The following is a 21,142-nucleotide window of genomic DNA, read 5'->3' as shown; positions in this document are numbered from 1 at the left end:
CCATGATAGATGAAATTACAAGATACTCTGACGCTGATTTGGCGGAGTTCAAAGAGATAATTCAAGCAAAAATACAAAAAGCGCAAGCAGATCTTGATTTAATTAAGAGTGCTTATATGAACGACTTAAATAACGGAACAGACGATACATCTCCAACTTTCAAAGCTTTTGAAGAAGGAAGTGAAACAATGTCTAAAGAGGCAAACTCTCAGTTGGCTATTAGACAAGAGAAGTTTATCCGTGATTTAAAAAACGCGCTTTTCCGTGTAGAAAACAAAACTTACGGTATCTGTAAAGTAACAGGTAAACTAATTAGCAAAGAAAGGCTTAAAATCGTTCCTCATGCAACAATGAGTATCGAAGCTAAAAACTTGCAAAGATAAAATTCACCGAAATAAAAAAATAAGCGCTCCTTTTAGGGGCGTTTTTTTGTTTAATCTTTTAGAATCAGTCTAAGTAAGTGTCGGCTTGTCTTTTGAAAGAAATGGATTATTTTTAAGCTGACTGCTTTTAAAAAAGAAGGCTTTATTTTTGTAAGAATAAAAGAGGCGGACGATTTGGGGCTGCAAGAAGAAAATTAGAACTATCTCGATTTGAGATAGTTCTAAAGTAGAGTAATAATTTATGCTAGATTTTTTTCAACTTCAGCTTTGTGCTTTCTTAAAATAGCTCTAGTCATACCTAGGTTTGCTTTTGAAGCATCTGCAGCTAGGTAGATCATAAATTTTTTGTTTGGAGAAATATCGATAATGTGAATTTGATTCGATAAAGTAATCAAAATATCTTCGATGTCTTGGTTGAGGTTTAAAGCTTTTACCGCGTTTAACTTAGCTTTTACAACTTCTAAATTATAAGCCGCCGCAAGTTCAGGGTCGAAACTTGGGTCGATTGTTAAATTTCCAAAACTTAATCCAGATTCAATTTCGGTTACAGCGACAGCGATAAAGCCGTTTACGTTGGTTTTCATTTCATTTAAAAACACGTTTAAAAAATCATTACTCATAATTCAGTGGGTTTGTTTGTTAATAGATTTATGTTATTTCAATAGGGAATTTTTACTTAATTCAACAGATACTTCTTCTGTTGAGCGCATTAATAACGCAAGGTTGCTTCCTTCTTTAGAAAAAGCAACAATAAAATTGGATCCGCTTATTTTGTTTCCGACAATAACGCCTTCTGAGCTTTTTAAATATAATTGTTTTAGGGCGCCTTTTTCTAAATCAATTAAAAATTTTTCGCTCATAGATAAGATTGCGGCACTCATTGCGGCAATGCTGTCTCCATAGTCTAAATTTAAGGAAGTGATTAATTTTCCTTTTCCGTTTAAGATTAATGCAGCAGTCGATTTTGTACTGACAAGAAAGTCATTTAGAGTAGTTGTGATTTCATTCATGATTTGTAGGATTTTGGGAGGAATGTTAAATTCAGTTCATTTTGGTATTTGTTTTTATAAATTAATAGCGAATAATCCTAAACAACTGTTAATTTTATTTAACAAATATAAATTAATTTATGTATCATTGTAATACCAAATCATTAATAATTTAAATTATTTACTGTAAAAAACTTACATTATGAGTAAAGTATTGAAATTCAAAGATGTAAACTCTGACGTGGAGCGCAGAATGAAAGATTTTGAAAAACTGCGTATCAAGTTTAAAGCAGATTTAAAAAAAGGGGAAGCTAAAAAGCTTGCTGCCGGAAAAGAGAGCAAAGGAATATTCAAATCTATTTCTGATTTTTTCTCCGACAGTCCAAAAACTCCAGCAAAAGCTCCTGTAAAAAAGTAAACTTAATTAGGTTTAGATTAGCAGATAAACTTTGTTTAGTTTCTTCGAAAAGAATTAACGCTCCATTGGGAGCGTTTTTTTTGATTTAATTGTTATTTTTGCCCATCAAAAATTCATAAAATGTCATTAAGAAAAGCGTATTTCCTTATATTTTTAGTTTTAATCGTTGATCAGCTTTCTAAAATCTATGTCAAAACAAATTTCGTTCTTGGAGAAGAATTCGTTATTTTTGATTGGTTTAGAATTCATTTTATTGAAAATGAAGGGATGGCTTGGGGAACAAAAATACCTGGAGAATACGGAAAACTAATTTTAACTGTCTTTAGGATTTTTGCAGTTTTCGGAATTGGCTGGTGGCTTTCAGATGCCATAAAAAAACGCCATTCGACTTATTTGATAGTTGCTATTGCACTAATCTTTGCTGGTGCAGCAGGTAATATTATCGATTCTGTTTTTTACGGAGTTATTTTTGATGACAGTACTCATAATCTAGCAACGATTTTTTCTCCAGCTCCATATGGAACTTGGTTTCATGGTTTGGTTGTAGATATGTTCTATTTCCCTATTTGGGAAGGAAATCTACCAACTTGGCTTCCAATTTTCGGCGGGAAACATTTTGCTTTTTTTAATGCTATTTTTAATGTTGCCGATATGGCAATTTCTACAGGAGTAGGTATACTTTTGGTTTTTAATAAAAGAGCTTTTCCAAAACACTAATTATTTTTAAAAATACAATATAAAAAATTCCAAATTCCAATATTTGTTTGCAATTAGCGCTTCAAAAATTGGAATTTGGAATTTTTCATTATTGGGATTTAATATTTAATTGTGCTATTTTTACATTACTAAAAACCAAACTTATGCAAAGTCCGTCTTTCTCCATTTATGATGCTTCTGCTGGATCTGGAAAGACTTATACTTTGGTGAAGGAATATCTCAAAATTATTCTTTCTTCTCCAAAAAATGATGCATATCGAAATATCCTGGCGATAACATTTACTAATAAAGCGGTTCATGAAATGAAAAGCCGTATTGTTGGCAGTTTGTCTGAGTTTGCAAAAGACGAGCCGTCGCCAAAGGCAGCCGATTTAATGGAAGATCTTTCGCGTGATACTGGACTTTCAATTATTAAAATCAAAACCAAATCGCAGCAAATCATAAAGCACTTAATTCATAATTATGCAGCTTTTGATATTTCTACCATTGATAAATTTACGCATAAAGTTATTCGAGCTTTTGCGCATGACTTAAATCTTCCAATGACTTTTGAAGTGACACTGGATACTGAAAATTTATTGGTAGAAGCTGTTGATGCAATTATTGCTCAAGCTGGGGAAGATGAAACGCTGACCAAATTACTCATCGATTTTACAATGGAAAAAACTGATGATGATAAAAGCTGGGATGTTTCGCGTGAAATTCTGGATACTGGGAGATTGGTTTTAAATGAAAATAATCGCAATGAGATTCTGCATTTTCAAGACAAAACAATTGGAGAATTTGTTGAGATTAAACAAAAAATGCAGGCGCTTTGCAAAGAATTAGGGTCTGCAAATGCGGAACTGGCCTCTAAAGCAATTGAATTAATAGATAAAAATGGAATTGATCCAAAATCATTTTCTAGAGGAACTTTTCCGAATCATTTAGAAAGTATTCGAGACGGAAAATTCAATCCGAAAAATAAAACTTTTCATGAGTTTGAGGATATTGCGATTAATAAGACTGCAAAAGACAGAGCGTTAATAGAAAATATTATTCCAGAGTTACTTCAAATTTTGAAGGAGGTATATAAAAACTTTGAGAAAAGAGATTTTTATAAAGCCTTTTTAAAAAATATTACACCGCTTTCGCTGCTAAATGCCGTAAGTAATGAATTGGCTAAGATTCAATCGGAGCAAAATATCTTGTCTATTTCAGAATTCAATGCCATTATTCACCGCGAAATTCAGAATCAGCCTGCGCCATTTATTTATGAACGCTTAGGAGAACGCTATCGTCATTTCTTTATTGATGAATTTCAAGATACTTCCGAAATGCAATGGCAAAATTTAATTCCGCTAATTGATAATTCTCTTTCTGGTTTAGACGATTTAGGAAATAAAGGAACATTGATGATTGTGGGCGATCCTAAACAGTCGATTTATCGCTGGCGCGGCGGTAAAGCAGAGCAGTTTATTGAATTGAGTAAAGATGTAAATCCGTTTAATAACCCAGATAAGGCAATTAAGCATTTAAATACCAATTATCGAAGCTACAGCGAAGTCATTGAATTTAATAATGCATTTTTTAAATTGATTTCAGCTGAATTTTCAAACGAAGATTATAAAGATTTATACGAAAATCATAGTTTCCAGAATGTAAATTCGAAAAACGGAGGTTACGTCAATATTTCATTTCTTCCCATCGTTGATAAAAATGATTTTGCTGATGACGAAGAAGTTGTAGAGAAATCTGATTTGTATGTCTTAGCGACTTTGAATACCATTCAAGAAGTGGTAAAACAAGGTTTTGAATATAAAGATATTGTAATTCTGACCCGAAAAAGAGATCAGGGAATTGCGGTTGCTAATTATTTAACGGAACAAGGCATTCCGCTTTTGTCTTCAGAAACCTTGATGATTCAAAATGCGGCAGAAGTTCGATTGATAGTTCATTTGCTTCGATATTTGAATAACAGTGCAAATTTAGAATCAAAAGCTAATTTTCTTCATTTCTTAGCTTCAACAAAAGATTTGGCAATGCCCGTTCATGATTTTATTGCTAAAGGAATGAGTTATAGATCTGAGAAAGAATTTGAGGAATGGCTTTTAACTTTTGATGTTTCTTTTTCTTTTGAAGATGTTCGAAAAAAATCTCTTTATGAGGCGGTTGAAATTATCATTTCTAAATTTATTCTTCCTTCAGAAGGAAATGCTTATGTTCAGTTTTTTCTGGATATTGTTTTAGAACGCGATATTAGAAATCAATCTGGAGTCGCAGATTTTTTAGTTTTCTGGGATAAAAATGCCGAGAAATTTAGTATTCCGTCGCCGGAAGGAAATAACGCGGTTCGTATTATGACAATTCATAAATCGAAAGGTTTGGAATTTCCAGTGGTAATTATGCCTTTTGCCGATGAAGATTATAATCGGAAACCAAAAGATAAATTATGGCTCGATACAGAAGAGATTGATCTTGGTGTTCCAAAAGCACTAGTTGATAATAGTAGTGTTGTGGAGAGCTTTGGTGAAAGTGCTTCTGCGGTTTTCAATTTGAAAAAGCAAGAGGAATTACTGGATAATATTAATGTTTTGTATGTTGCGTTAACTCGTGCTGAAGAACAATTGTATGTAATTTCTCAATCGCTGCAAGCAAAAAATGACGGAGAATATCCAAATAATATGGCCTCATTCTTTATTAAGTTTTTAATTAATCAAGGTGTTTATGACGAAGGGAAACTAAACTATGAATTTGGAGATAAAGTAAGACTTTCAAAAAGTACAAAAACAGTTGATTTAGTAAAATCGATTCCAGTTGTAAAAGAAGTTTTAAATCCTAAAAATATTAAAATTGCCCAGCGTGAAGCTTTAATGTGGGGAACGCATCAACAAGAGGCGATTTCGTATGGAAATATTGTCCATGAGATTTTGGCTTTTGTTAAAGATAAATCAGATATTGATCTGGCCGTAACAAAATCACTCGAAAATGGTCTGATTACTTTTGATCAAGTCGAACAAGTATTGCAGACTTTAAAAGAAATTGTAAATCATCCAGAATTGTCTATTTGTTTTGATGGAAATCAAACCGTCTTGAATGAGCAGACAATTGTTCAAAAAGAAGGAAGAATTTTAAAGCCCGATCGAATTGTATTTTTAGAAAATAAAGAAGCCTATCTTTTAGATTATAAAACTGGCGCAGTTAATACGAAATATCAAAACCAAATTCAAGAATATCAGGATGCAATTGAAGATTTAGGATACAAAGTGTTAAAAAAGGCATTGGTGTATATCGGTTCGGAAATTGAAGTGGTAAATTTGTGAAAAAATTAATCAGATGTTAAAGAAATAACGAAGCTTTAATTTTGTTAAGTTGTTAATTTTTAACGTTTTAAATATATAAAAAATGTACGGTAAAATTAAAGAGCATCTGCAAAGCGAGCTGCAGGCAATCGAAGAAAATGGAATTTTTAAAAAGGAGAGAATTATTACATCTCCTCAAAGTGCTGAAATTAAAATTTCAACAGGAGAAACAGTTTTGAATTTTTGTGCTAATAACTATTTGGGACTTTCATCTCATCCAGAAGTTGTGCAGGCTGCCAAAGATGCAATGGATACTCATGGTTTCGGAATGTCATCTGTTCGTTTTATCTGCGGGACACAAGATATTCACAAGACTTTAGAAAAAAAGATTGCTGATTTTTATGGTACAGAGGATACTATTTTATACGCGGCTGCATTCGATGCAAACGGAGGTGTTTTTGAGCCTTTGCTTGGTGAAAACGATGCAATTATTTCGGATAGTTTAAATCATGCTTCGATTATTGATGGAGTTCGTTTATGTAAAGCAGCGCGTTACCGTTATGAAAATAACAATATGGAAGATTTAGAACAGCAGTTAATTAAAGCCAATGAAGCTGGAGCTCGTTTTAAACTTATAGTAACTGATGGCGTTTTTTCTATGGATGGCTTAGTTGCGCCTTTAGATAAAATTTGCGATTTAGCAGATAAATATGACGCTATGGTAATGGTAGATGAGTGCCATGCTGCTGGCTTCATTGGTGCAACTGGAAAAGGAACACTTGAAGCAAAAGGAGTAATGGGAAGAGTTGATATTATTACAGGAACTCTTGGAAAAGCCCTGGGTGGTGCAATGGGCGGTTATACTACGGCTAAAAAAGAAATCATAGAATTATTACGACAAAGATCAAGACCGTATTTATTTTCAAATTCTCTAGCTCCGGCAATTGTGGGAGCTTCCATAAAAGTATTTGAATTATTAGAAAAAGATACTACGCTGAGAGATAAACTGGAGTGGAATACCAACTATTTTAAAGAAGGTATGAAAAAGGCTGGTTTTGATATTATAGATGGAGATTCTGCTATCGTTCCAGTAATGTTATACGACGCGAAATTGTCGCAGACTATGGCAAATGAGCTTTTAAAACAAGGAATTTATGTGATTGGATTTTTCTTTCCTGTAGTGCCAAAAGAAAAGGCGAGAATACGCGTACAATTGTCTGCTGCGCATGAAAAAGAACACTTGGATAAAGCTATCAATGCCTTTACAGTTGTCGGTAAAATGTTAAAAGTTATATAATTACCACTTTGGTCAAATTTTTGTAGGTTTTTTTTAACATTTCATTTTGTATTTAAAAAATTTGGTGTTACTTTTGCTTGTAATTAACTAAATTGTAATTAAAAAAATTAAGTATGAAACATCTTAACAAACTTTTAGTTGCTGTATTGATGGCGATGGGTTTAAATGCTCACGCGCAAGACAGTAACAATCCATGGGCGATCTCTTTCGGGGTTAATGCTGTGGATACTAGGACTAGTTCTGGAGCTGGTAGTGGTTTCTTTGACCAACACTTTTCTCAACTATTCGACGCAAAAGACAACTGGAATATTCTTCCATCTCTATCTTACATTGGTGTAAATAGATATGTAGGTAGTGGTTTCTCTGTTGGTTTGCAAGGATCTGTAAACAAAATCGATAAAGCTGTTTATTTCAGACCAACTGCTCCAGGGCATGATGGAAGAGGTAATGTTGTAACTAATCCAGGGGATTTAATGTACTACGGAATTGATGCTACTATCAAATACAGCTTCCAAGAGTTAATTAAATCTAAAGTAATCGATCCTTCGTTATCTGTTGGTGGAGGTTATACTTTCTTAGGAGATGATAGTTTTGGAACTGTGAATCCAGGTGCTGGAATTACTTTCTGGTTTACAGATGCAATTGGTCTTGAGCTTGCTACAAGATATAAATGGGCTGTTGCTGCAGGTTCAGGAGATAATCCTGGAAGAAATGATTACAATGGAGAAATTGATACTCCATCTCATTTCCAACACACTGCAGGTTTGATTTTCAAATTCGGAGGTAAAGATACTGACGGAGACGGAATCTACGACAAAGATGATGCTTGTCCAGATGTTGCTGGTTTAAAACAATTCAACGGATGTCCTGACACTGACGGAGACGGAATCGTTGATGCTTCTGACGCTTGTCCAGATGTATTTGGTTTAGCTGCATTAAACGGATGTCCTGATACTGACGGAGACGGAATTGCTGATAAAGATGATGCTTGTCCAGATGTTGCTGGTTTAGCTGCTTTAAAAGGTTGTCCTGATACTGACGGAGACGGAATCGCTGATAAAGATGACAAATGTCCTACAGTTGCTGGTCCTAAAGAAAACGGTGGTTGCCCATTCTTAGATGCTGACAAAGATGGTGTTGCTGATAAAGACGATGACTGTCCTACAGTTCCAGGTCCTGCAAGTAACAGAGGATGTCCAGAAGTAACTTCTGCTGCATTAGAAGATCTTAAAGTTCAAGCTAGAGCAATCTACTTCAACTCAGGAAAAGCTACATTCAAAACTGGTGACAAAGAAACTCCAGCTAGATTAGATGCTATTAAAGAAATCCTTAAAAACTATCCAAACGCGAAATTCTCTATTGAAGGACATACAGATAGTACAGGTTCTGCTAAAATCAATGATAAACTTTCTCAAGATAGAGCTAACGCGGTATTAAACGCTTTAGTTGAAAGAGGAGTTAATCCAGAAAACTTAGAAGCTAAAGGATTTGGATCTTCTCAACCAGTTGCAAGTAACAAAACTGCTGCAGGTAAAGCTCAAAACAGAAGAACAGAAATTAGACACGTTGGTTCTAAATACCAAGGTAAAATCTAATTTACTTTCTAAATAAAAAGGAAAAGCCATTCTTAATTGAATGGCTTTTTTTATTTTTATACTATGATAAATAATTCTTTTCTTCAAAAAATTGCTGGTGTCGTAATTCAAGATTATGCGGAGAAATTATCTCAAATTACTATAATTCTTCCTAATAAAAGAGCTAAAGTTTTTTTAATTGATGCGCTTAAAAAAGAAACTGATAAAACTATAATTGCTCCTGAAATTACTAGTATTGAAGATTTTGTACAAGATGTTGCTTCAATACGTTCTATAGATTCAATTGAGCTTTTATTTGAATTTTACGAGGTTTATTTATCGATTACTGAAAAAAAGAATCAGCAGTCGTTTGAGTTATTTGCAAATTGGGCGAAAACACTTCTGCAGGATTTTAATGAAATTGATCGTTATCTTTTGGATCCTTCACATGTTTTGTCCTATCTGAAAGATATTGAGGACATAAAAAAGTGGGGATTAGAAGTGGATCAAAAAACTAAACTTCTGGAAAATTACATTGATTTCTGGAAACTTCTTCCTTTGTATTATGATTCTTTGTATAGTCATTTGTTGTTTAAATCTATAGGATACCAAGGTTTGGTATATAGAGAAGCGGTAAACAATTTGAATCATTTTTCAAATACTATTGGTAATCGAATTTTTATTTTCGCAGGATTTAATGCTCTCAATGCTGCAGAGGAAAAAATTGTACAGCATTTGTTAGCTTTAGATCAGGCCAAAATTTATTGGGATGCAGATCAAACCTTTCTCAATGATCCATATCATGATGCGGGACTTTTTTTAAGACGTTTTAAAGAGAGTTGGAAGCATTATAAATCCAATATTTTTGAATGGATTGTGGATGATTTTTCGCAGTCAAAAAATATTCAGATAATTGGAACTCCTAAAACAATAGGGCAGGCAAAATTAACGGGAAGTATAATTGAAGATTTAATAAACAATGATCCTAACTCATCTTTAGACAAAGTTGCGGTTGTACTTGGAGAGGAGAATTTATTGATTCCTGTTTTATATTCACTTCCTTCTTCTGTTGGATATTTGAATATTACAATGGGATATTCTGGTAAAAATAATCCATCTCAAATTTTAGTGGCCAAGTTGTTTAAAATGCATACCAATGCGCTTTCGCGTAAAGGCGGCAATTATGTGTTTTATTACAAAGATGTATTAGATGTTTTGACGCATCCTTTAGTTGAGCCTTATGCAAATGCTCAAATGTTGGTAAAAATTATCAAAGAGAACAATTATACTTTTATTACGCATCATAAAATTTTAGAGCTTCATCCGGTTTCTTCTCACTTTTTTAATCTGTTGTTCGAAAAATGGGAAAATGGTTCTGTTGCTGTTTTAAAGAATATTTCGGCATTATTAATTGTTATAAAAGAACATTTTAATAATGATAATGAACAGGAAAAAATTGCAAAAGCTTTTGTTTACGGAGTTTTTAAAGTCATAAACAAGCTAATAAATTATTATTCCAAACATCACCATATTGATAATATTGATACGCTTCATGCTATATATAAACAGATTATAGATTTGGCGGAAGTATCTTTTGAGGGCGAACCGTTAAGAGGATTGCAAATTATGGGAGTTTTGGAAAGTCGTGTTTTAGATTTTGAAACGGTTATTATAACATCAATGAATGAAGGGAAATTTCCAGCAGGAAAATCTCAGAATTCATTTATTCCGTATGATGTAAAACGAGAATTAGGTCTGCCGACTTTTAAAGAAAAAGATGCGATCTACACGTACCATTTTTATCATTTATTACAAAGAGCAAAAAATATATATCTAATTTACAATACGGAAAACGATGGATTAGATGCTGGCGAAAGAAGTCGTTTTATTACGCAGTTAGAAGTTGAAAAACAGCGAAATCATAACGTAACTTTTGATATCTATAATCCAGTTCTTCCTAATACGGCATACGAGCCTATTTCGGTTGCTAAATCGGAATCTGTAATGGAGCGTTTAAGGGAAATAGCGACAACTGGTTTTTCACCATCGGCATTAACGAGTTATATTCGAAATCCAATTGAGTTTTATTTTCAGAAAGTCTTGAGAATTCGCGAAGTCGAAGAAGTGGAAGAAAATATAGCTTTGAATACTTTAGGAACTATCATTCATGAAACTTTAAAGGCGCTCTATGAACCATTTATTGGTAAATTTATTTCAGAAAATGATATTTCAGATTGCTTTAAATTATTGGACGATGAAGTTCTTAAGCAGTTTAAACTGGTATATAAAGAAGGAGAAATTAAGAAAGGACGAAATCTTCTGGCTTTTGAGGTCGCCAAACGAAATGTTTCTAATTTTTTAAGAATGGAATTAGAATCTATTAAAAATGATGAAGCGATTCAGATTATTGCACTAGAGCAGACTTTTGAACGGGAATTTATTCATCCGAAACTTCCTTTTCCTATTTTGATAAAAGGTAATGTGGACCGTATCGAACGACGCGACGGGAAAATTAGAATTATCGATTATAAGACTGGAAAAGTTGAGAAATCGAATGTTGTCCTGAAAACATGGAATGGATTGACACAGGAGCTTAAAAATGATAAAATTATTCAGGTATTGGCATATGCATTTATGTTTGAGAAAGAAGCTGGAGCTCTTCCAATTGAAGTTGGAATTATTTCGTTTAAAAATCTTAAATCTGGTTTCCTGCCTTTTGGTTTTAAAGAAGATAAAGAATTAAAAGCCGTTGTGACATCAGAAATACTGAATTATTATTTGGATGAAATTGCTAATTTGTTAAGTGAGATTTTTGATATAAATATTCCATTCGAAGAAAAAATTTAAACGGCTTATCAGAAAAATCTCGAACATATTTGAGTTTTATAAAACAACTTTAATTATAAATTTAGTTGTTTCTATTCCTGCAGTTCTTTTTGGAAGCGTTAATTATTTTCTGTTTATTCTTGCGACAATTGGTTTTTTATCTAGTGTTGGATTTAAGGAACTATATCGTAAAAGGGAGTATTTATTTTATGCGAATAATGGAATTTCAAAAAACAAACTCATCTTTTATAGTTTTCTAATGAATATTTTCTTCATTATTCTATTTGGAATTGGAGTAATCTTTATTCAAAAAATATATTGAAAAAACATATCTTAGAAATTAGCGGTATTCAAAAAAAGTTTAGTGGTAAACTTTTACTTTCAGATATTTATTTGAAAATTGAAACAGGTGAAATAATAGGTCTGCTGGGGCATAATGGTTCTGGTAAGTCAACATTGTTAAAAATTGTCTCTTGTAATTTATCTGCTTCGGATAAAAGTGTTTTTATCGATGGAGTTTCAAAGAATAATTCTTCAGAGTTGGTCGATGAAATTAGTTATATGTGTCAAGATCAATTTGTTCCAAATCATTTATCCGTATTAAAGACAATTGAATTATCAGTCGCTAAACAAAAATGGGATCTTTTTTATAAAGATGATTTCGTAAAACCTCTTTTAAGACAAAAAATTAAAAACTTATCATATGGAGAATTGCGATATCTTCAAGTAAAATTAGTCCTTTTTAATTCGTCAAAATTTATACTTCTAGATGAACCGTTCAGCGGATTGTCTCCCATAATGATTGAAAATATAGTTCAGTTAATTAAAGAAAATTCTCAAGAAAAAGGAATTATTATAACTGATCATCAATATGAAAATGTGATGAAAATTTCAACGGGATTATTATTGTTGAAAGAAGGTAAGCTGCATAAAGTCAATAAAAAAGCCGAACTTGTAGAGAATGGTTATCTCACAGATTCGGCTATTTTTTAAAAGCTATTAGCTAAATATTTTTTTGAAGAAGCCTTTTTTGGTTTTGCCATCAGAGTTTGTAGTATTGATGTTTCCGTTTTCAATACGAAATCTTCTAAATTTCTCCAGTTTTACATTTAGGTCAAAGCGTAATTCGTCAACAGTTTTCATTTGAATATATTTTCTGCAAATTTATGTAAAAACTTTGGGGTAGTACAACAATCTCTAAATGTTAATTTTAGAATTGAGTTTTATCAAATGAAATGTTACGATTTTGATATAATATGTTTTTTATGTTAATTTTTTTTAAAGATTTTATGCAAAAAAAGACGATTAATTAGGCGATAAATAAAAGTGATTCAGGAGTTTATATCTCTTCTTTTTTTAACAAGTGTTTATCGCCCAATTGTTAATATTGAAATATCTTTGACGCTTCCAAAACATGACAAATAAAAGAATATGATTGATTTACAAACACTAGTAGAAGAGACTGGAGCAGAATCTGGATTGAGTTTTAATATTGATGGAATCTTAAACGAGTCGGTTAATTTAGAATACGATGGGAATGTTGCTGCGATGATCGGAATGATCTTGAAAATGTGCCTCGAAATGTCTGAAGACGTTAACAACGGAGATCTTAAACAAGTAATGATTAAGAATAATGACGGAATTGTAGTTGCAAGCAAAAATCAAGATGATAATTGTATCGCGTTGCTTTCTAAAGATTTAAGTAAAATGGGGCTATTACTTCGAAAAATGGACTCTATTTTTAATAATTAATTTAAAACCAATATTTATAAACATGTCAGATTTTTTACAAAATTTTCAAAACGATTTAAAAGAGAATGTTAACGGATTTATTGCTGTTTCGGTAACTGAAGTTGAAACAGGAATGTCTTACTGCTCACTAACTGTAAATCCTGATTTTGATCCAGAATTAGCATCTGCTTACAATTTAGAAGTAGTTAAAGCAAAGCTAAACGCTATTAAAGCTTTAGGATTAGACCAAAAAATCAATGATATTTTAATTACGCTTTCAGATCAAATACATATTATCGACGTTTCTGAAGACGGAAGATATTTTATCTATTTAGCTGTAGACTCAACTAAAGCAAACCTTGGCTTAACAAGAGCTACTTTATCTAAATACAAAAAAGATATTACTTCAAAGTTATAAAAACATTTTGCCCCCAAAAATGAGAAAAAGGCAATTTCAACCTCGGTTGGAAATGGCCTTTTTTGATTTTGTAAAGTTTAAAATTATTCGAAGAAATCTATCAAAACAGTTTTCAAAGCTTCCTTATTTTCAATGTGGCTCATGTGTCCATCTTCAAAAGAAACCAGTTCTGCTGTGGTGTCTTCTATCTGTGCAAGATTTTCTTCGTAATTTAAAACTGGATCTTTTTTTCCTAAAATTAATAAAAGAGGAAAACGGTTTTCTTTTAAAAGCCATTCTCTGTCTTTTCGTATTTTCATTCCTTCAAGCGACGCGACAATTCCTTGTAAAGGAGTTTGTAAAGCTTCAGCTTTTACTTTTTCAATTTCTTCAGACAATCTAGTTCTATTGTTTTCACTGAATAAATTAGCGATTGCTAAACTAACAAAACTAACATAATTCTGTTTTACCGCTTTTATGGCGCGGGTTCTATTTAGTTTTTTCTCAGCGTTATCTTCTTTAGAAGATGAATTCTGTAAAACTAATTTTTGGATTTTCTGCGGATATAATTCGGCGAAAGCCAAAGCGACATAACCGCCCATCGAATGTCCGACAATTGTAGTTTTTTCAATTTTTAAATGTTCTAAAACTTCGTTAACTGCTTGGGCATTTTCTTCCATTTCGTGAACGTAACCCAAAGAATCAGATTCGCCGTGACCTAATAAATCGATGGTTACAACACGATATTTTTCTGAAAAAAAGGCAGCATATTCTGTCCACATTTTTTTGTTTTCCAGAAAGCCGTGAAGAAAAACTATTGTATTTCCCTTTCCTGAATCAGTAAAAGAGATCTTAGTGTTTTTATAAAGAATATTTTCCAAAATAATGTTTTTTAAGTGTAAAGTACAAAGATAAAAAAGGTACAACCATCTAAGAAATTATAAGTTCATTTGAGTTAAAAATAATGTTTAATCGGTTTAGTTTTGGATCAACTAAACTTCTTAGTAAATAAAACGGCCTTCATTTCTGAAAGCCGTCTATCTTTATTCTATAATCTGTTTTCTTTTCTCTTTTAAGAATTCATCAAAGTTTCGATTTCGTCAACTTCCACTGGAATGTTTCTCATTAAGTTAAAAGGTTCTCCTTTTTCCTGAACTACGACATTATCCTCCAAACGAATTCCGAATTTTTCTGCAGGAATATAAATTCCCGGCTCAACCGTAAAGACCATATTTGCTTTCATTGGCTCGTGCAGCAATCCGTAATCGTGCGTGTCCAATCCCATGTGGTGAGAAGTTCCGTGCATGAAATATTTTTTATAAGCAGGCCATTCTGGATTTTCATTCTGAACATCAGCTTTGTCTAATAAGCCTAAACCAAGTAATTCAGAAGTCATAATTTTGCCAACTTCAATATGATATTGTTTCCAAAGTGTTCCTGGAGTCAACATTTTTGTAGCTTCGTTTTTAACTCTCAAAACGGCATTGTAAACTGCTTTTTGTCTTTCAGAAAATTTACCAGAAACTGGAATCGTTCTCGTCATATCGCTTGAATAGTTTGCATATTCAGCAGCAACGTCTAGTAAGATCAAATCGCCGGCTTTACATTGCTGATTATTTTCGATGTAATGTAAAACATTCGCATTATTTCCAGAAGCAATAATTGGCGTATAAGCAAAACCTTTAGAGCGGTTACGGATAAATTCGTGTGCTAATTCAGCTTCGATTTCATATTCAGTAACATTTGGTTTCACGAACCCTAATAATCTGCGGAAACCTTTTTCTGTAATATCGCAGGCGTGCTGAATCAAATCGATTTCTTCGCTTTCTTTTACAGAACGAATGCGCTGCAAAATTGGGTTGCTTTTCGCAACATTATGCGCAGGGTAACGCTCTTTCCACCATTTTACAAAACGAGCTTCGCGAGTTTCAGTTTCAACTGTTGCGCGGTAATGTTCGTTGGTGTTGATGTACATCGTATCTGCGTACGTCATCATTTCGTTCAAAACCTTATGAAAATCTTGTAACCAATAAACTGTTCTAATTCCAGAAACCTGAAAAGCACGTTCCTTAGTCAGTTTTTCACCTTCCCAAACTGCAATATGATCGTTGGTTTCTCTTAAAAAAAGAATTTCTCTTTGGTGCTCATAAGGCGCATCTGGAAACAAAAGCAAAACGCTTTCTTCCTGATCAACACCGCTCAGGTAAAAAATATCTCTATGTTGTGCAAACGGTAAAGTACTGTCGGCACTAATTGGGTAAATGTCATTAGAGTTGAAAACGGCAACCGAATTAGGTTTCATTTCTGCCGTAAATTTTCTGCGGTTTTTTACAAAAAGAGCGCTGTTTATTTGATGATATTTCATAATTATTTCGTTTTTGAACTTCGAATTTCAAAATTAGTGATTTTTGAAGAAGTGACATATAGTTGAATTATTAAAGTTTTCTTATTTGTTTTAGGGGGTTGCCACGAAGATGCTAAGTTGTGAAGTTTTTTTTAACGCAAAGTAAACGAAGGTTTTTCGCAAAGAACGCAATGAAAGAACACAAAGTTTAAGTTCTGTTTTGTCTTCCTGAGCGAAGTCGAAGGATCAACGCAAAGTATTTACCCAATTTTGTCATTTCGAGGAACGAGAAATCTCCGCAAGTAACTCTACAAAGATTGATAAACACAAAGTTTGTCATTCTGAGGAACGAAGAATCACACTTGTAACTCTACAAAGATTGGCGATTTTGATTGCGGAATTTCTAGTGTGATTGCTTCGCTAGTTCACTATCGCTCGTGTCTTCGCTCATCAGAATGACAAAACTATGAGCATAAAAAAACCGAAGCTTTGAAATTTCAAAACTTCGGTTTTTTCTTTTATAAATAGATTTCTATTTCTTGTCCAATAAGTTTTCCAAAAACGCCACTTTCTCTTTTTTAGCTTGAATTAACAGTTGGTAAAGTTTTTTATTCTCTTCAAAAGCTTTAAGGATAAAAAAATACAACTTTTCTGACTATTATTTGATTTTGAATTTAGAATTACGTAATCTTGATATTCAAAAAATCAACTTTGATTAATACTAATTAAATGCAGACTTCAAATTTCATATTAGCAACAATAGCCGAAATAAAAACTAAATATCCTTTTTTAATTGAAGATGAAAAGTTCGATTGTTTTGAAGATTGGAGAGATGAAGATTTTTTTCTTGTATCTGACGGAAATGCTTATTTTGAAGGGAATTTTTGTTTGGATCTTTATGAAAACGAAGAAAAAAAATGGCTCGCAAAGTCATTAAAACTTGCGGTTAAAAAGGTAGAGGGTTTAAATATAGTAGGCGTTTTTGTAAGTGGAGATTTTTCAGTTAGTGGCTGTATAGTTAATGTTTATGGAGAATATGGTTCATATGTTTTTATTGGCGGAAACGTTAATTGCCAAAGTATGTTGTTGGGTGGGGGACATGTTAAGATAAAAGGAAATATTGTAGCAAAAGAAATTGTTATGACGGATTATCATTTTGGTAGTTTACGATGTTTAGGGGTGATTAATTCTCCTGTTTTTATTGTTGACAATCATGATACAAGATTTGCAGAAAGAAAAAATGAGCTGTTTTATTATAATGATCGAGATGAAATTGATCCTAAAAATGAATGCGAATATGATGATGAGACGGGAGACGAAATTATGTCGAACGAACTCCGAAAATTACTAGATAATCCGTTAATTGAAACTTTTGAAGAAATAAGCTCTGAATTAACAAAAGGCGAATTGCTTTTAAAGGCAAGTAATTCTCCGGCTAAAAATGATGATTATTGGCACAATAGGGTTTTGTCTAACTACGAAGATTTAAAATTTGTTCCTTCTCAATATAAAACGAAAAAATTGTGTGAGTTGGCGTTAAATATTAATTATAATGCATTGCACTATGTTAGTAAAGAATTTATTACACCAGAGCTTTGTGAAAGTCTAGTCAAAAAAAATGGAAATGCAATTTGCGTAATACCTGATAAATTTGTTACAAAAGAAATTTGTTGTATAGCGACGCAGAATGGTTTCCTGCTTAAACGTATTCCAATTAGATTTTGGTCAGAAGAAATGATTTTGCTAGTGTTTAAAAATGGTAAGTATGAACCGGATCTCAATGATGTATATTCTCAATTTATTACAAAAAATTTATTAGTCGAATATATTAAAATTGGAGGAAGTTTACGATTTGACAAAGTCTGTGAAATAAAAGAAATAGATAAATTATTAATTTTAAAAACAGTAATCGATTCGGGGATTCAATATTTGGACAACATTTTTGGAAATCATTTTAGTAAAGAAACGGTTGAATATGCTTTTTCTGTTTATAAAGATCAAAAGGAATGGAATAAATATGTTCAAAAATACAGACAGAAATTTGAACCACTTGGGTTGAATGAATATTTGTAAAATCTGTAAAGTAGATTATGCAGTTAAACATTAAAACTCAATAATAATCACAAAAAAACCGAAGCCAATAAAAACTTCGGTTTTTTTATAAATATATTATTCATAGAAATTGTTTTTTCTCACTCAGCAACTTCTCCAAAAGAGCAGCTTTCTATTTTTCTGCTTCAACTAATTTTTAATAAAGCTTTTTATTTTCTTCAAAAGCTTCAAGAATAAAAATACAATTTTTCTGACTATCGAATTGGTTTTGAATTTAGAATTGTGTAATCTTGATATTCAAAAAATCAACTTCGATTAATATCAATAAAATGCAAACTTCCAATTTCAAATTAATCACAATAGCCGAAATCAAAACAAAATATCCTTTTTTAACAGAAGATGAAAAATTCGATTATTTTGAAGATTGGGAAAATGAAGATTTTTTTCTCATTGCAGACGAAGATGTAAATTTTGATGGCAATTTTTATTTAGATCTTTATGAAGAGAAAGAGAAAAAATGGCTTGCAAATTTGCTAAATCTCCCAGCTAAAAAGATAGAAGAAATAAGAATTGAAGGCATTTTTATAGATGGAAACTTTTCTGTTGGCGGTTCAATTATTAATGCAGAAGGCGATTATGGCCCGTATGTTTTTATTAACGGAAATGTAAATTGTCAAAGTCTTTTACTTGGTGGTGCTAATGTTGAAATAAAAGGGAAAATTACAGCAAAGGAAGCGGTAATGGCTTATTATAATCATGGTAGTTTTAATTGTACAGGTTTAATTGAAGCTCCGGTTTTTATTGTAACAGATCACAATACAACATTTGAAGAAAGAAAAAATGAGCTGTTTTATTATAATGATCGAGATGAAATTGATCCTAAAAATGAATGCGAATATGATGATGAGACGGGAGACGAAATTATGTCAAACGAACTCCGAAAATTACTCGATAATCCGTTAATTGAAACTTTTGAAGAATTGGAAAGAGATTTGGCAATAGGCGAATTGGTTTTAAAACAGAATAATCCGCCAGTCAAAACTTACGAATATTGGCATAATCGTGTTTCAGAAAATTATAGAAATCTAAAACTCGTTCCGAAGGAATTTAAAACCGAAGAACTTTGTAATTTGGCATTGAGTAAAACCTTTCACGCTCTGCCATTTATTGATCAGGATTTAATAAGATACGAACTCTGCGAAAGATTAGTCAGTAAAGATGGTTTTGCAATTCAGGTTATTCCAGATGAATTTATTACAAAAGAACTTTCTTTTAAAGCTGCAGAAAATGGCACAATGTTGAGATTAATTCCAGAGGAATATTATTCTGAAGAATTGATTCTGTTAGTTTTTAAAAACGGAAGACATGAACCTGATATTAATGATGTTCCGTCTAAATTTATCACCAAAAGTCTTTTAGAAGATTATGTAAAAATTGGAAAAGGCTTATGGCTTGATAAAGCTTGTAAAGCAAGTGGAATTGATAAATTGGAGGTTTTAAAACAAGCAATCGACTTTGGAATAGAATATCTGGATACCATTTTTGGAAATCATTTTAGCCAAGAAACGGCAGATTATGCAGCTTCTGTTTATGATAATGAAACGCATAAAGAGGAATGGGCTAAGTATGTTCAGAAATATAAAAATAAATTTGAAAGACTTGAGAAATGAAAGAGCTACTAATTGAAAGTAAAGGAATAAAAACAGATAAATATTTTATACCGCCTTTTGAAGTTAGAGAAGGTGATTTTGTTTTAATTCATCTTGAAAATCATATTGCATCTTGCGATGTTGAAGAAAAACTTATTGCAATTTTTGCTGGAAAAGAAAAACATCAAAATGTTACTATCAACAAACCGCATACTTTTGTAAAACATTTTAAAGAATCAGAATTTAGATATCGATTTTTTCCTACCACGGTTGGAGAATATCTAAGGAAAAATGCTAATCCCAAAAGTAAATTTGTCAATAAGATTTATGAAATTGATTGGATTAATAAAAAAACAAATGTTAACAGGTTGCCAGGAAATCCTAGAAAGCTAATTTCATTATATTCTGTGTTATCAAAAACAAATAACATTATTTTTGATTTGATAGCACAAGATTGGGAAGGAATGGAACACGCAGCAAAAATTGTAAAGGAAGAAATTGGAAATACTGGATCTGCTATAATAACCGATAGAAGTGATTTTTTGAAAAAATTTAGTACTCAATACATTAGAATTGAGTGGCTGATTGATTTGGAAGACAATAGCAGATAATTTGATTTCTAAAAGCATTTAATAAAAAATACCATGATCAACAAAGAAAAAATAATCCAAAATTATATCGAAGGGTATAATCAATTTGATATCAATAAAATGATTGCTGATTTTGATGAATCGGTTATTTTTGAAAACATTCAAAATGGCGAAGTCAACCTGACTTTGAATGGAATAAAAGAATTTACATCTCAGGCCGAAAAAGGGAAAGAATATTTTTCGGCAAGAAAACAAACCATTACATCACTAATACAAGATGAAATTACAGCAATAATCGATATTGATTATTATGCAGTTCTTGCAATAGATTTTCCAAACGGATTAAAAGCAGGTCAGGAATTGAATATGAAGGGAAAATCGATTTTTCAATTCTTGGACGATAAGATTGTAAAACTGACTGATATTAGTTAGAGTTATGAATCTAAAAGTAAACATTAGAAAAGTAGAAAATCACGACTTCGACTTCGTCTACAAAGCAATTTGCGAACTCGAAAATGAAGTTTTAGATTTTAAGGTTTTCGAAGAAATTTTCAATGAAAATATCTCAAACCCAAAAAATCTTTATCTAATTGCTGAAAATGAAAATGAAGGTTTAGGTTTTATTAGTTTTCATACTCAAAATCTTCTCCATCATTGCGGATTGGTTGGTGAGATTCAGGAGTTTTTCATTCATCAAAAATACCGAGGTCAAGGCGTCGGACATTTATTAATCAATGAAATCAAGAATTTTGCTGTTCAAAATGATCTAAAAAGTATTGAAGTCACAACAAATAAAAAACGAATAGAGAACGTTGCGATTTATGAAAATCTAGGTTTTACTTTGAGTCATAATAAGTTTACGATTTATAAACAATAAAAAGTTGAGAAAACAAA

At 32.0% G+C, this 21,142-nt stretch carries 20 protein-coding genes; 15 read left to right on the top strand and 5 right to left on the bottom strand.

What is annotated here, in order from left to right; translation table 11 throughout:
- Positions 1-2 precede the first annotated feature (2 nt).
- Entirely contained in the window at positions 3-383 is a 381-nt protein-coding gene (locus HYN86_RS03220; RefSeq protein ID WP_057115206.1) for a TraR/DksA family transcriptional regulator, read from the top strand.
- A 239-nt stretch (positions 384-622) separates the two neighbouring features.
- On the opposite strand, the gene HYN86_RS03215 is transcribed toward HYN86_RS03220, so the two are convergent.
- Positions 623-1,003, bottom strand: coding sequence for a hypothetical protein (locus HYN86_RS03215; RefSeq protein WP_113676740.1), 381 nt, complete (start codon positions 1,001-1,003; stop codon positions 623-625).
- Between the two features lie 33 nt (positions 1,004-1,036).
- Positions 1,037-1,393: a roadblock/LC7 domain-containing protein gene (locus HYN86_RS03210; RefSeq protein ID WP_113676739.1), complete on the bottom strand. Its 357-nt coding sequence runs from the start codon at positions 1,391-1,393 to the stop codon at positions 1,037-1,039.
- 181 nt (positions 1,394-1,574) lie between these two features.
- Here HYN86_RS03210 and HYN86_RS03205 point away from each other — a divergent pair, with 181 nt between their 5' ends.
- The 7 genes from HYN86_RS03205 to HYN86_RS03175 all read left to right on the top strand — a co-directional run bounded on the left by HYN86_RS03205 (position 1,575) and on the right by HYN86_RS03175 (position 12,478).
- Entirely contained in the window at positions 1,575-1,790 is a 216-nt protein-coding gene (locus HYN86_RS03205) for a hypothetical protein (protein ID WP_113676738.1), read from the top strand.
- A gap of 120 nt (positions 1,791-1,910) precedes the next feature.
- Positions 1,911-2,507, top strand: a complete 597-nt coding sequence (locus tag HYN86_RS03200) for a lipoprotein signal peptidase (protein ID WP_113676737.1) — start codon at positions 1,911-1,913, stop codon at positions 2,505-2,507.
- Between the two features lie 143 nt (positions 2,508-2,650).
- The gene (locus HYN86_RS03195) at positions 2,651-5,809 is read left to right on the top strand and encodes a UvrD-helicase domain-containing protein (RefSeq protein ID WP_113679835.1); all 3,159 of its coding nucleotides are present in this window, start codon (positions 2,651-2,653) and stop codon (positions 5,807-5,809) included.
- 82 nt (positions 5,810-5,891) lie between these two features.
- Positions 5,892-7,085 carry a glycine C-acetyltransferase gene (kbl, locus tag HYN86_RS03190; protein WP_113676736.1) on the top strand — a complete coding sequence of 398 codons (1,194 nt, stop codon included), beginning with the start codon at positions 5,892-5,894 and terminating at the stop codon, positions 7,083-7,085.
- A gap of 113 nt (positions 7,086-7,198) precedes the next feature.
- On the top strand, positions 7,199-8,680 hold the full coding sequence (locus HYN86_RS03185; RefSeq protein WP_113676735.1) for an OmpA family protein: 1,482 nt from the start codon (positions 7,199-7,201) through the stop codon (positions 8,678-8,680).
- A 63-nt stretch (positions 8,681-8,743) separates the two neighbouring features.
- Positions 8,744-11,506 carry a PD-(D/E)XK nuclease family protein gene (locus HYN86_RS03180; RefSeq protein ID WP_113676734.1) on the top strand — a complete coding sequence of 921 codons (2,763 nt, stop codon included), beginning with the start codon at positions 8,744-8,746 and terminating at the stop codon, positions 11,504-11,506.
- A gap of 297 nt (positions 11,507-11,803) precedes the next feature.
- Positions 11,804-12,478 (top strand): ATP-binding cassette domain-containing protein, encoded by a 675-nt coding sequence (locus HYN86_RS03175; RefSeq protein ID WP_113676733.1) that lies wholly within the window; start codon positions 11,804-11,806, stop codon positions 12,476-12,478.
- Positions 12,479-12,484: 6 nt separating this feature from the next.
- On the opposite strand, the gene HYN86_RS20935 is transcribed toward HYN86_RS03175, so the two are convergent.
- Positions 12,485-12,628, bottom strand: a complete 144-nt coding sequence (locus HYN86_RS20935) for a hypothetical protein (protein WP_162789269.1) — start codon at positions 12,626-12,628, stop codon at positions 12,485-12,487.
- A 288-nt stretch (positions 12,629-12,916) separates the two neighbouring features.
- Between HYN86_RS20935 and HYN86_RS03170 the strand changes: the two genes are divergently transcribed.
- Positions 12,917-13,237, top strand: coding sequence for a roadblock/LC7 domain-containing protein (locus tag HYN86_RS03170; RefSeq protein ID WP_095928511.1), 321 nt, complete (start codon positions 12,917-12,919; stop codon positions 13,235-13,237).
- A 22-nt stretch (positions 13,238-13,259) separates the two neighbouring features.
- Positions 13,260-13,634, top strand: coding sequence for a hypothetical protein (locus HYN86_RS03165; RefSeq protein WP_113676732.1), 375 nt, complete (start codon positions 13,260-13,262; stop codon positions 13,632-13,634).
- A gap of 83 nt (positions 13,635-13,717) precedes the next feature.
- On the opposite strand, the gene HYN86_RS03160 is transcribed toward HYN86_RS03165, so the two are convergent.
- Both HYN86_RS03160 and HYN86_RS03155 read right to left on the bottom strand, forming a co-directional pair.
- Positions 13,718-14,494 (bottom strand): alpha/beta fold hydrolase, encoded by a 777-nt coding sequence (locus HYN86_RS03160; protein WP_113676731.1) that lies wholly within the window; start codon positions 14,492-14,494, stop codon positions 13,718-13,720.
- A 191-nt stretch (positions 14,495-14,685) separates the two neighbouring features.
- Positions 14,686-15,978 carry an aminopeptidase P family protein gene (locus HYN86_RS03155; protein WP_113676730.1) on the bottom strand — a complete coding sequence of 431 codons (1,293 nt, stop codon included), beginning with the start codon at positions 15,976-15,978 and terminating at the stop codon, positions 14,686-14,688.
- Positions 15,979-16,686: 708 nt separating this feature from the next.
- Between HYN86_RS03155 and HYN86_RS03145 the strand changes: the two genes are divergently transcribed.
- From HYN86_RS03145 to HYN86_RS03125, 5 genes are all read left to right on the top strand, one after another.
- Positions 16,687-18,030 (top strand): bactofilin family protein, encoded by a 1,344-nt coding sequence (locus tag HYN86_RS03145; RefSeq protein WP_113676729.1) that lies wholly within the window; start codon positions 16,687-16,689, stop codon positions 18,028-18,030.
- Between the two features lie 308 nt (positions 18,031-18,338).
- The gene (locus HYN86_RS03140; protein WP_113679834.1) at positions 18,339-19,679 is read left to right on the top strand and encodes a polymer-forming cytoskeletal protein; all 1,341 of its coding nucleotides are present in this window, start codon (positions 18,339-18,341) and stop codon (positions 19,677-19,679) included.
- The gene (locus HYN86_RS03135) at positions 19,676-20,269 is read left to right on the top strand and encodes a hypothetical protein (RefSeq protein WP_113676728.1); all 594 of its coding nucleotides are present in this window, start codon (positions 19,676-19,678) and stop codon (positions 20,267-20,269) included. The genes HYN86_RS03140 and HYN86_RS03135 overlap by 4 nt, the downstream gene beginning before the upstream one ends.
- A gap of 33 nt (positions 20,270-20,302) precedes the next feature.
- Positions 20,303-20,680 (top strand): nuclear transport factor 2 family protein, encoded by a 378-nt coding sequence (locus tag HYN86_RS03130; protein ID WP_113676727.1) that lies wholly within the window; start codon positions 20,303-20,305, stop codon positions 20,678-20,680.
- A gap of 4 nt (positions 20,681-20,684) precedes the next feature.
- Entirely contained in the window at positions 20,685-21,125 is a 441-nt protein-coding gene (locus tag HYN86_RS03125) for a GNAT family N-acetyltransferase (protein WP_113676726.1), read from the top strand.
- The last annotated feature ends 17 nt before the right edge of the window (positions 21,126-21,142 follow it).

This window comes from Flavobacterium fluviale, from assembly GCF_003312915.1.
Classification (GTDB): Bacteria; Bacteroidota; Bacteroidia; order Flavobacteriales; family Flavobacteriaceae; genus Flavobacterium; species Flavobacterium fluviale.
The sequence above is the reverse complement of the archived record's forward strand: the minus strand, read 5'-3'. Positions and strand labels throughout refer to the sequence as shown.